This window comes from Pantoea cypripedii (genome assembly GCF_002095535.1).
GTDB classification, from domain to species: domain Bacteria; phylum Pseudomonadota; class Gammaproteobacteria; order Enterobacterales; family Enterobacteriaceae; genus Pantoea; species Pantoea cypripedii.
Genome location: NZ_MLJI01000002.1, coordinates 462,759 through 474,500, shown reverse-complemented (window position 1 = coordinate 474,500; position 11,742 = coordinate 462,759). Strand labels below are relative to the sequence as shown.

Sequence of the window (11,742 nt, the reverse complement as noted above, 5' to 3'; positions counted from 1 at the left end):
TAGCGAGCGTGGAGCACTTACTGGCTCGAAAGCAAAGCGGCAATCATCTAATCACACGATTCTGCCACAATATTCGTAACCAGTAAGCGCATACCCTGAATCACTTAAAAGTGTAACCCTCAGGGTTCGAATGACTATATCTGGTACGAAGCTGCCTAACAGGCGGTCCTAAAGGGCAGTTATGGGCGAGAAGCGGAAGTTGGCAATTGCTCTCAAGACAGTGTTGTCAATACTGACATAGCAGAAGATTAATCAACGATGAGCAGTTCGCAGACGCGATATAATCCAGAAATTCCCTGAGCAGGGTGGTCTTTACCTTCCAGTTGGATTACTGTTGATGTATCCATAACTTTTAATAATTTCCTGGAATGACTCAACTACACTATCGCCTGATCACGCTGGCTATTTCATTAGGATACAGTTTACACAGTTATGCCGAAGCTCCGCTGCCAAGCAGTGTACTGAAGGATAATACCGAAACTTTTGAAATAGCTTGTCCTGACAATCCCCAGCAGACAACTATTGATATGAATGATTGTATGAGCACAAAACGTGATGCAGCTAAGTCTGTCGAAGAGAAGTATTTGAACACAGCACGTCAACGTATTTCGGCAAAACAGGATAACCAGACCCTTAATGCCTTTGAGGCAGAAAACAATGCGTGGGACATTCTGATTAATACGGCATCACATGCTACTGGTGTAGAGTGGCAGGGAGGCACAATTCGAGGGGTTAAAGCTACTGACCGTGAAATAGCCCTGATTGAATTAAGGATTCATAACCAGTGGCAGAACTGGCTGCGTTATGAAGACTCGACACCGCCAGTACTACCGGAACCACTTTTCCATAACGTCGAATGAAATGCTTGAAAAAAGTGCAACAAGCATGCTTTCCATGAGTACATAATCGGTCTCGGGAGATCGATTGAAAATGTGGGTTGAGTGTATTTAGCATAAAGCCTCATGATACATCAATGTGATGTGGGCCTTTCCGGCGCTTTTACACTCTAACCTGTTCCCAATCGATTAACACAGATTGTCTTTAGTCAATCCCGTACCTGACACACAACGGGTATCAGAAAGCGGCAGTGGGATCGCTGTGAGCGGCAGTTCAATTGAACTGATTATTATAATTGTTCAAATGATGCTTAAAATATCTTTCATATTCTTCTGCTGAGCTAATTAAAATCGTAACTTCAATGGACTCTTCACCCATTCCCTCTGAATTATCTACGATGGTTATAAATTCAGTGAGAATATGCAGATTTCCGCCACGCTTAAAAAGTGCATATTCAGTCTTTGAGTCAAGTTTTTGATAAAAACTAGTGGGTTTAAATTCACCATAAACAAACCCCATCGGAGGATCGCCAAACTCTAATTCAGTGACACCAATTACCTTGTTTCCTTTTCTAACCTCAAATGTCATTTACTATCTCACTTGTGTAATGATCATATGGTTACAGGATACTCTAAATATCTGCTCCTGGCACACTGCAGACGAGCACGTGAGGCTGAAGGCTTGCAGAGAGCGAGGAGCAGATGTTTAACTTGCAGTAGGACGGTAGCAACATTGCAATATTTATTGGGATCATGCCCACGACTTGTTTTGGATAACCACTCTATATCCGTCAAGGTCAACAAATGTCCTTCCGTTCGCGTCCCAGTAGGGATTGAAAGACGTTGTCATTCTAAAGCCAGCGTCGATCATTCTTTCGCAGGCACGCACCCATTCTTTTACTTCCGAGTAATAAAGAACGAGTAAATCCTCTTCAGTGTGCAAAGGTTGAACGGGATGGTTTTGGCAAATGGTGAATTCTATGTGCCAGTCTAAGTCTCCCCGCCCTAACATTATTCCATTGAAACCGTCATGATCGTTGAATTCAGAAATTTTATGTAAACCTAACCCCTGGCTGTACATCAGAAAAGACCTTTCGAGATTGGTGACGGGTTTGGCAATACGCATATGAGTAAACATCTCGGTTCTCCAATGGAAGATACTGCTTAAACGTTGAAATCCCGCATGAGTTTACATTTGATTATGCTTTTCATTTGTCCATAAGAGCCACCGAAATATCCTGCTTCGACTTGCTAACGGTCCGCACCTGGCACGAAGAGGACAGGCTAACTGAGCTAAAGGTCTGCTGTGAGCGAACGGCGGACGTTCTGGTGTGGTGCAGATAGTTTGATTATGGTTAATCCATTGGTTGGAATATAAATTGAGCAAATGCTAATTATTCGTGTAAAACTATAGCTAATTAAACAATCAGGAAGTTAATAATATGAGCAGACGTTTATGCCGGGATAACCGTACAAAAGTACGTAACATTACCCGACGTATAAAATCACTTAACCGTTGGGCCGAAACCTTTCGTAATCCAGAACGTGCAATTTTTTCAATAAGCGAGCGATACTGGAACTTTAAAATTCCAGTGGAAATTAATCTTATTCAAGGAAAACACAGCAAACAAAAAACTAAAGCAGAGTGCGCACAGGCCTTGATTAATGCTTGTTCTAATTTGATACACGCCACAGCAGATTGCAGTGATACACCTCGAATTACTGCTGTAATTTGCCTTCCGGATATGTTTACCAGTGAAGTATGTTTATTTCGTTCTGAGGAATACTTTCAAGGCTTCATCGCTGAAGGCAGCTCTGAGAATGGTTCATCAGTTCTACTCAAAGAACGTAGCCTTTCCAGGGAATGGGGACTAATTCTCCCGGATGGTGTGCAGGAATTAGGTATTGCACTTGATTACTATGGTGGTGACGATCCAGATGAGTGGTTTTCCGGAGAACGCTGGTATTATGGGCAACTGGGGTAATCGAAGCTATTTACTGGCTCTCGACGCGCGACACTCGCCCTTACTGAAGCCATAAAAAACTTGTCGAATGTCTCAGGGCGTGAAGCGGACCTTTGTTCACTTACAGAGATCGAGTCTCGGCGGAGGTAAGGTGAGTACGCTTCAGCCCATTTTCAATGCCGTATCAGGGAACTGCCTTTGATCTACTCCCAGAAAGCACTGGCACCAATGGATTGGCAACAGTGCTAAGATTTCTCCGGCGTTTTTAAATACAATTACCAATGGGGTTTCGGGTATCAATCCATATGAACTATGATGAGTATCCGACTTACAAATACCTTACGAAAAATGGCTATCTTCACGTGATAACTTTTAAGGACTTGTTGGCCAATGGTACTTCTAACAATTGGCAAGGCCCGCCGTGTTCTTTTGAGCTGGCTAACATGATCTTGTAAGCAGCCCGACTCGCCCCAAGATAAACCCGTGACACATAACGTCGGCGTGAGCCGAAACCAAGATCTTCGTCATAATCCGAGCTATTTGCATGGATTAAGAACACAGTATGAAACTGCAGCCCTGCTACAAATTCCGGCATGCTGAAGACGCATTTATTCTTGGCATAACGTAGTTCTTTGAGGTCATCGCGTGATGTGATCGGCACTAATTTGTCTCGGACTCGGCCAGCAACACGAATTTTATCGAACAAAGCTTCGTTCAAACACAGTACTGCTACTTGGCTTCCGCCGCCTTCTATATCGCGAATTACACGAGCAGCCTGCGCGAATACACTATCAACTAGTTTAATATCTGTGTCATAGATGCTTAAGGTGGGGATATCACCATCATCCTGACGAGAATTAGCTGTGTAGGTTGCGTACTCGCCCTCAAGATCCATGGCAGGGAATGAAGCATCAAGATCACTTAAGAACGCTGTGATCTGTGGTGTTGACCGATAAACCTGTTTGAGTTCTGTAAGGACAGACTCTCCAACTCCAGGATTGCGAAACTTTTCCACTCCACCACTAATAGCGACATCATTGGTGCTTTGTTTGATATCGTAGGCCATCAGTAATGGCCATCGACCACTAACCTGCGCTCGCGTTTTAAAGAGGTTGTGAAGAAGCATCGCCTCAGCTCGAGTAAAATAGTGGTACTCGTCAACGAACACTAGGTCGAAACCATCACGATCACGTAAGGCACCCCACTCGTGAGTGCCGAGGTAACGGTCAAAGTCAGCGATCATTTGATCCATGCTCAGCATCTTCTGCTTCCGTAGCAGTGTTCGATAGATGTCGTGGATCTCTAAAACGACTCGGCGGTGGGCTTCAGTTGGTAGGGTCATCTGCCAAGGCTCCCGAGAACCTCGACTAGCATAACGATTAGCCTCATGTGTATTTTTCCTAATTGCTTCCAGATCCAGCACACAGGCAAATTCGTTCATAATTTCGTCAATGAGAGAGGTGTCTTCACTATGCTTCTGTAAGCGCAGTTGGAAATCAGGACAATCTGTAAAATTATCCAAAACAATACGTGGGTCTTTTACTACCTGATCGATTGCCTGCACAATGAGCATCCTTTGATATTCACGCCCATCTCGACCGTCTAGTGACAAGGGCTGCAGGCCTTTTTTCTCATAACCCAATTTCTCTTGCGCGAGCTCGTAAATAGTGCCGATCCACAGTTTAGGTTGTCCCGAAGTCGTTTTTAACGATGTCCATTTTTCTGTCGGATCTAGTGCCTGAAGCATGCCCCGTACGACCGTATTGGCCAATGCCGAGCTATGGGTTAGAAATGCTAAAGTTTTATCGTTTCCTACATCGTCGTACAAATCACGTAGGCACTTCACAACCATTGATTGCGTTTTTCCAGTGCCAGCAGCGCCACGTAGTCTTACGGGGCGGTCATGTAATCTATCGACAAACTCTCGTTGCTCACGGTTAAGACGTTGCTCATACCATTCCTGCAAAGTCCCTGCACTAGCCAGTTTGACGCCCAAGGGTTCGGAAAGAAGAACACCGAAATTACCAACATTTGGTACGGATGGAGGTTCCGCCAAAAGAGCATCACAGATCCTGTTAATTGCACGCTGATACAGAGAATTGTCTTCAGGTACTCGCTCTAGGTCTTCTGGAGTGCTTGTGATAGCGAACGCGTATAGACAGCTTGTACCATCTGGCGATTGGTCGAAATAGATCCGTTGTTGGGCATCTCGGGGGGGCTGTGCGTAAATCGAAAGCAGAGAGCCAGAAAAATAAGGCTGCCATGGAAGGGGAATTGCTATATTACGATCAAAATGTCTCAATGCCACACGGATAATACGCTCGAAAGCCATGCGCGGTTTGACCACTATACCTTTATTAGAAAAGACAGTGGTGTTGATGACAAGATAGTTTTCATCTAGATCGGCTTCTTTTGAAAGTAGGAAAACTATATCATCTAATTCCACGCGGCGTAGACCATCGGTATTTTGCGGTACTTCGAATTTCTGCATCCAAGAATCTTCGATGAATGCCCGATCCAATATGCTGATAGCCTTCGAGTCAATTACAACGGCAGCTATGGTTGTCATCAGGGGCGTACCTCTTGCTCATTTTTCTTGAAAAATTCCTCAGCCGTAAATTCAGCTGCAGTCTTGCAGGCAGATTCAAAGATCGTAGGCATCCCGATACGGGAGAATAGAAATGCCAGCTTTTGAGTGATTGAGAAGCGAATGCTATCATCGAGCCGTCCAACTCGGTGATAAGCATGTGGATGACCGTCTATACGCGCATCTTGCTCGGTGAGGTAAAGTTCGGGAGCCATGATTGTCCACATTGATCTTAGCATTACGACAAAACCAACACCCTTCTGTCGAGGTAACTCAGGAATTACAAAATAGTCTTGGAAGCCACCACTATCTTTAAAGGCATCTCGAACGGATTCCTGCTGATTTTTCTCATTGATATCAAAGAGTGTCCAAGCCGATTTTAATAAGCTGAAGGAGCTCTGTTTTTCGTCTGTACATACAGTCAGCGCAAAACCCTGAAGATTGCGCAACTGCTTTTGATCTAATCCTGAAGTCTTCCCAGTGACACTCTTTAAAATATCTTCTGCAGACTTACTGTGTAGCCATTGCACTACAGAATCATGTGTTAGTGGGGTTAGATCAGGGTGTCGTTTGCGGATCTGACTATTAAGATACTCACATATAGAATTCGAACGTTTTTCTGAAAGCCTGCGCAATTGCTCCTGTGCCCACGGACCTTCGATATAGACAGCCATAGGTACGATTTCTAACCAAGTATAGCGTTCGCTAGCTTTCCTTTGAGCAATGTCGCAATCGGCTGTGATTATGACACCTAATTTTTCTACTTCTCCGGTGTTAGGATTAAGTTTGCGGATGATATCACCTTGGCGAATATCTTCAGTATCTTCAATCTGCTTAAAAAAGCCCGTCATTGGTCTAATCTCAGGGAAGGTCAAGAGGTTACAATGTAAATGCAGAGTATCACAACATGGAAGCACTGACCTGTTTCACGTGCATTAATCCAACTTGGTGTTATTAAAGTCCGCTTTTGGCACCCATCAGCTCTAAGGTCCCCTCCTGCTCCCCAGTATACTGGGTCGTAAGCTCAACTGCGCTAACCGGTAAACCGGCAAGCTTCGCCGAAACGCCACAGAGGGCGTTTCGGGCCTGCGGTTGGGGTCTGATGGCGAATGTCATAAGTGTCTTAAAACCAGATTGTTTTGTTGCCTGCTGAGTGTCTTTAGATGAAGAGAAATCAGATAATGCCTACCGTCAGGCATTATCTGGAGGGAAAGGGTAAATTAAGTACGGGTGAAGTATTTATCTAGTATCGCTATTTCCATTGTTAATATTAGAACTTCGAGTTTTATCTATGCCCCAGACTGCTTTTGCGATCTCTTCAATTTTTGCAACAAATTTATCAACGTTAAATCCCGCGATAAAGGCTAAGGCAAAAAATCCCATTTCACTGGAGCCTACGTTGGTGCTCGATTCCAGAACGAGCAATCCTGCCTTGAGGAATAAATAACTGATAGCACCCGCGATGGTGCTTGTGACGGGACGGATGAAATACCACAAATGCCAATCAGGGTCCCAGTTTTTTCTGACACACTTGTTGAGATATATAGCACGGAAACAGTAGAGGCATCCTCCCGTATACGCTATCGCCCCACACATTAAGGGAACTCGAAGAGGTGCGTAAGGTTCAGGTAGCCATCCTAATGACATAGCTCCGATAGCGTAGGTGGAAAAGCTCAGTAGCGCGAAAAGATAAAGAATGATCACACTAATCATCAGGCCGTGATTGCTTTTGACTTTGGTGACATCCAGATTCTCATTCATGCTCGATGTCTCCAGAAGAGATAAGCGGTTCTTCGATGCGCAGTAATACAATTTGCTGGCTCTCGTTTACTGGCTCACCATCTTCATTAAGGTTCAGGCGACGCTTAAGATAAAATACTGGGATTTCCTGATACGTATTTTCGCTTCACCGTTATCCATTTGATAATCGCTTTCAATTATCATTTTTTTATTCATAGAGAAGTCAGGGTTTGGCCCTATAACAACATCAATGAATGTCTCCCATTCTGTATCAACGGGCACCTCACTTGATGGAGATATTGATTCAACGATGTCAAAAAAACGGCCTAAAACAAAATCTTTATACATCTTCGAATTAAAACAATAGGCGCGAACGTGCCAGCGGTGACCATCATGCGCAAAAGCCGTCGGAAATAGGGTTCGAATTGACGGCTCATCACGCATCGCACGATAGTCAACGACTAATGCACGCTGGTTTTTGATAGCCATAATTAAATCAATCAGAGTCTCTGGCTGCACTTTACGTGTTGGCAAAGGAAGGCTCGCAACCGGGGGTACCCATCCGATGAAACTCTCAGATGGTGACAGGATTCCCGTCTCCAGACCTATCAGCTCGTTCAGGTAATGGTTGCTTTCAAACGTTGCAAAAACAGGTTTGAAACTGGCGTTAGCAATGTAGGACTTTTGGTTACGATCATAGTAAGCATTTTCAGGTGCTATCTCCTGATATTTTGCCAGGTCCAGTGAAGCCTGAGGGACAGAAATCCGGAAAAAGGCCGTAATATCAGCACGATTCAGCCGTCCCTCCCACATTAAACGGAAATCGATGAACTCAAGCCTTCTGTCCTGGCCCCAGTTGCCTGTTCTGGTGGTATGTGTACTCATGACCTGTGATTCCTGATACCCAACATTATAAGAATAAAAATTATACGTATAATTACTAGACTAGTCGTATTTCTATATGTATCTTAGCAGTTGTTACATTATTGCTCAATCAACTGATGACCAGAAGGGTGACCCCAATGACCGCTAAGATAACGTTTTTTCAGGTTGGTAATGGCGATATGACTTTAGTGCGTCTTGCTGATGTTCGTGGCACTGCGATTCTGATTGATACTCACATCAGGGCTTCGGCTGATGATCCTCAGGACGATACACCTGATGTTGCTAAGGCACTGCGAAACAAACTGAAATTTGATAATAAGCATCGGCCTTTTGTCGACGTCTTTATGCTCAGCCATCCCGACCAGGATCATTGCGGCGGACTGAGTAAACACTTTTGGTTAGGCCATCCCGATGATTATCCTGATGATGATCTCCATCATTCTAAAAAGCGTATTATCATCAGGGAACTATGGTCTTCCCCCCTGATTTTTCGCCGTCGTTCCAAGAACCATGTGCTGTGCAAAGATGCACAGGCCTTTGATGCTGAAGCCCGCCGCCGCGTCCGCTACTGGCAAGCAAATCACTTCGCCTTTGACGGTAACCGCATCCTGATAATGGGTGAGGACGCTGATGGCAAGACCGATAATTTACAGGCTATTCTGGTTAAAGCAGGAGAGACGTTTTCACGTATTAATGGCGAGTACTCTTCATTTTTCTCAGGCATGCTTCTTGCTCCGGCACCGCATGAGGATGATGAAAACCTTGAGGATGCTCTGTCCAAAAACGAATCCAGCATTGTGATGAACATGAGGCTATCGCCACAAGCTGGGTCACTAAATCCCGTTCATTTACTGATGGGGGGGGATGCAGAAGTACTTATCTGGGAGCGCCTCTGGGAACGTTATAAAGATCAACCCGAAGTACTTCAGTATGATCTCCTCCTTACTCCGCACCATTGCTCTTGGCATTCCTTGTCCTACCATAGCTGGTCCCAGTATGGGGAAAATGCTCGAGTTAATGAGGATGCCCGTAACGCCTTGGGGCAGGCCCGAGCCGGTGCAACCATTATCTCCAGCAGTAAACAAATCCTCGATGATGAAAACGATCCGCCCTGTATTCGTGCGAAACGCGAGTACGATGAGATTGTAGATGACGTTGATGGCTGGTTTAGTTGCACGGGTGACCTTAAAGACAAGGAATTTATTGAGTTTGAGGTCACTCAAAGTGGAACAATTGCCCGTGTTGTGGCTGGTGTTGCTTCAGCAGCAGCTAGCACAGCAGCGGCTGCAGCACCGCGCGCCGGTCTGGGAGTTCAATGATCGAATATTATGAACCAGGAGTGCGCCTCGAACGATCGGGGCGTGACGACCTTTACCCCAACACGACTTTAATACTGGATGCGTGTGAGGCGCATCCTTACATGCACTTCGTTGAACTGCGCGTGCTGGAACTGCATAACAAACGGGCTGAATTTGTTATTGTCGATGCCGGTGATGGGACCGTTGCAGTGAATAACCCTGCCGGGATCCGAAGAAAAGAACGTCTGGCCATTGAAATCAACCCACATAATCGCATTCCTGTTCTGGTCCATACACTCCGCAAAGACTTTCCTGTCCTGTCTCATCAGCACGCATCTCTTAATGGCAGGCCCAGAACGCTTTGTCTTTACGATACGGCCTGGAGTACGGTCGAGCGGAGTTGGACACCTCAGCGCTTCATCGAGAGAGTTTTCTGGTGGCTGAGAGAATCTGCGGAGCTTAAGCTTCACAGAGATGACCAGCCCCTGGAACAGCTGTTTTATCTGAGCCCGTATCAGCTTATTTTGCCGTCCAATTACGCGGAATACTTTAATTCTGACAAGCACAAACTCAGCCTTGAGTGCATGAGTGAAGGGCTACCTGTCACGCTCAAGGCCGTGCCGGAGGTTAAGGGGAGTGGCGTCAAACCTTTTCGTTTGCTCCCGATAAGCGTCCCACCCGTAGAAGCACACAATGTTTCATCCTTCCCTCAGACGCTGGGGAAATTGCATGAGCAATTGAAGGCCTGGGGGAGTGACTTATTGCAAACGCTAGAAGACACCGTGTTTGAGTCACTCGTGGGCCCGATTAAAAAAGAAAGCGATCAGGGGGAATGTATACTGATTTTACTGATGGTCCCTCGTATTAAAGATGGATGCGTGCAGAGAACAGATGTGCTCGGATATTACGTTAACGCCTCACGTTACGATCTGGCATGTGCACTGGACTTACTGGGGCCGAAAAATGCGCAAGGCTCCCAGCATCGTGTGAAACTTCTTCTGGCAGAGAGTCGGGGCACGGAATGGGAATCTATCCCGCTGACTCAGACTGAAATTCGTTTTGGACTGAATGCGTCATACGCCAGAGATATGTCTGCCATCGATCCCTCGACTGCCTCATTGAAAGGGGTTCTGGCGGGAGTTGGTGCTTTAGGCAGTTGCCTTGCAGATATATGGATACGCGAAGGATGGGGAACGTGGACGTTAATCGACCCGGATCAGCTACTACCCCATAATCTGTGTCGGCATACAGGTTTCGATGTTTTTTTGGGACGCCCTAAGACTGATGTTGTCAGAGCGCTGGCAGAATCAATTTATCCGCACGAGCCTGCACCCGTTGCAATAAACAAAAGTATTCTTGATGAGGATGATGCCATTTCCTCAGCGCTGAAAGACGCATGCATTGTTGTTGATGTGAGCACAACCTTTGAAGTGCCAAGAACTCTCGCGGTAAAAGAGGATATCTCCCGGACCGTCAGTCTGTTTCTTACGCCATCGGGATCGTCCAGCGTGATGATTATGGAGGATGAAGATCGTTTACAGCGAATCGATGCGCTGGAGGGTCAATATTATCGTGCCATTCTGAATGAGGACTGGGGTACCCATCATTTGCAACATCATTATGGCGATCGTTGGATTGGCGGTGGCTGCAGGGATATCTCTGTGCGTATGTCGAATGAGTCCATACACGTTCATGCCGGTATTTTATCCCGACAACTACGTCAAACTGTACTCAGGAAAGATGCCAGATTGTGCATATGGTCATCTGATGAAGATTCTGGTGCTGTTAGTGCACATGATATTTCTCTCTTTGCCGTGATATCAGTTAGCCAGGGGCAGTGGACCGTGAAGGTTGATCAGGGTTTGGTAAATAAGCTCCGTGAAATCAGAAAGCTGGCGCTTCCAAACGAAACCGGTGGTGCCATTCTTGGAATTACAGACCTTAAAAATAGAAGCATTGTTCTCGTTGATGTGATCCCGGCCCCATCCGACAGCGTTGCTTCGCCTACACATTTTGTTCGTGGGCAGATGGGGCAGGAGCAAGCGCTGAAGAAGGCACGACATCTCACGGCACATATCGTGGACTATGTCGGCGAGTGGCATTCTCACCCTCAGGGATATTCTGCGCGCGCGAGCCACGATGATGAAAAGCTCATTGAAACACTTCATATAAAAATGAGCGCAGAAGGATTGCCGGTAGTGATGATTATCGTGTCCGAGAACGATCTTAACATTATCGTAAAATAGTGATGTAAGCTTTACGCTGCGAATATGTGTAATGCAATTAGCCCAAATATAGTTTGATTTCCCTGTTAACGGTTATCAACCCTGATAGCAGGCTGCTTTTTTAATTGATTAGTTCTCACTTTCCTGTGTGCTTAGTTTCATTGAGGATAAAAATGGATATTCTACCAAAATAACCGACATAAAGAA

10 protein-coding genes are annotated in these 11,742 nt (G+C 45.6%); 4 read left to right on the top strand and 6 right to left on the bottom strand.

Annotation, left to right across the window (positions count from 1 at the left end):
• Positions 1–368: 368 nt before the first annotated feature.
• Positions 369–860, top strand: coding sequence for a lysozyme inhibitor LprI family protein (locus HA50_RS23420; RefSeq protein WP_084879217.1), 492 nt, complete (start codon positions 369–371; stop codon positions 858–860).
• A 250-nt stretch (positions 861–1,110) separates the two neighbouring features.
• Here HA50_RS23420 and HA50_RS23415 read toward each other — a convergent pair whose 3' ends face one another.
• Positions 1,111–1,425, bottom strand: a complete 315-nt coding sequence (locus HA50_RS23415; protein ID WP_084879216.1) for a hypothetical protein — start codon at positions 1,423–1,425, stop codon at positions 1,111–1,113.
• 162 nt (positions 1,426–1,587) lie between these two features.
• Entirely contained in the window at positions 1,588–1,974 is a 387-nt protein-coding gene (locus HA50_RS23410) for a VOC family protein (RefSeq protein ID WP_084879215.1), read from the bottom strand.
• Positions 1,975–2,278: 304 nt separating this feature from the next.
• Between HA50_RS23410 and HA50_RS23405 the strand changes: the two genes are divergently transcribed.
• Entirely contained in the window at positions 2,279–2,821 is a 543-nt protein-coding gene (locus tag HA50_RS23405; RefSeq protein ID WP_084879214.1) for a DUF3916 domain-containing protein, read from the top strand.
• Positions 2,822–3,158: 337 nt separating this feature from the next.
• On the opposite strand, the gene HA50_RS23400 is transcribed toward HA50_RS23405, so the two are convergent.
• The 4 genes from HA50_RS23400 to HA50_RS23385 all read right to left on the bottom strand — a co-directional run bounded on the left by HA50_RS23400 (position 3,159) and on the right by HA50_RS23385 (position 8,012).
• Entirely contained in the window at positions 3,159–5,369 is a 2,211-nt protein-coding gene (locus HA50_RS23400) for a UvrD-helicase domain-containing protein (RefSeq protein ID WP_084879213.1), read from the bottom strand.
• On the bottom strand, positions 5,369–6,238 hold the full coding sequence (locus HA50_RS23395; protein WP_084879212.1) for a hypothetical protein: 870 nt from the start codon (positions 6,236–6,238) through the stop codon (positions 5,369–5,371). Before HA50_RS23395 ends, HA50_RS23400 begins: the two co-directional genes overlap by 1 nt.
• Positions 6,239–6,626: 388 nt before the next feature.
• Positions 6,627–7,148, bottom strand: a complete 522-nt coding sequence (locus HA50_RS23390) for a hypothetical protein (protein ID WP_244193653.1) — start codon at positions 7,146–7,148, stop codon at positions 6,627–6,629.
• A gap of 93 nt (positions 7,149–7,241) precedes the next feature.
• Positions 7,242–8,012 carry a BrxR family helix-turn-helix transcriptional regulator gene (locus HA50_RS23385; protein ID WP_244193652.1) on the bottom strand — a complete coding sequence of 257 codons (771 nt, stop codon included), beginning with the start codon at positions 8,010–8,012 and terminating at the stop codon, positions 7,242–7,244.
• A 137-nt stretch (positions 8,013–8,149) separates the two neighbouring features.
• Here HA50_RS23385 and HA50_RS23380 point away from each other — a divergent pair, with 137 nt between their 5' ends.
• Together HA50_RS23380 and HA50_RS23375 are read left to right on the top strand one after the other, a co-directional pair.
• The gene (locus HA50_RS23380) at positions 8,150–9,331 is read left to right on the top strand and encodes a ComEC/Rec2 family competence protein (RefSeq protein ID WP_084879211.1); all 1,182 of its coding nucleotides are present in this window, start codon (positions 8,150–8,152) and stop codon (positions 9,329–9,331) included.
• Entirely contained in the window at positions 9,328–11,556 is a 2,229-nt protein-coding gene (locus HA50_RS23375) for a Mov34/MPN/PAD-1 family protein (protein WP_084879210.1), read from the top strand. The genes HA50_RS23380 and HA50_RS23375 overlap by 4 nt, the downstream gene beginning before the upstream one ends.
• Positions 11,557–11,742: the final 186 nt, after the last annotated feature.

Coding starts and splice junctions, on each gene's coding strand:
- HA50_RS23400 (WP_084879213.1), bottom strand. CDS start 5,369: ATGACAACCATAGCTGCCGTTGTAATTGACTCGAAGGCTATCAGCATA.
- HA50_RS23385 (WP_244193652.1), bottom strand. CDS start 8,012: ATGAGTACACATACCACCAGAACAGGCAACTGGGGCCAGGACAGAAGG.
- HA50_RS23420 (WP_084879217.1), top strand. CDS start 369: ATGACTCAACTACACTATCGCCTGATCACGCTGGCTATTTCATTAGGA.
- HA50_RS23405 (WP_084879214.1), top strand. CDS start 2,279: ATGAGCAGACGTTTATGCCGGGATAACCGTACAAAAGTACGTAACATT.
- HA50_RS23415 (WP_084879216.1), bottom strand. CDS start 1,425: ATGACATTTGAGGTTAGAAAAGGAAACAAGGTAATTGGTGTCACTGAA.
- HA50_RS23410 (WP_084879215.1), bottom strand. CDS start 1,974: ATGTTTACTCATATGCGTATTGCCAAACCCGTCACCAATCTCGAAAGG.
- HA50_RS23380 (WP_084879211.1), top strand. CDS start 8,150: ATGACCGCTAAGATAACGTTTTTTCAGGTTGGTAATGGCGATATGACT.
- HA50_RS23395 (WP_084879212.1), bottom strand. CDS start 6,238: ATGACGGGCTTTTTTAAGCAGATTGAAGATACTGAAGATATTCGCCAA.
- HA50_RS23375 (WP_084879210.1), top strand. CDS start 9,328: ATGATCGAATATTATGAACCAGGAGTGCGCCTCGAACGATCGGGGCGT.
- HA50_RS23390 (WP_244193653.1), bottom strand. CDS start 7,148: ATGAATGAGAATCTGGATGTCACCAAAGTCAAAAGCAATCACGGCCTG.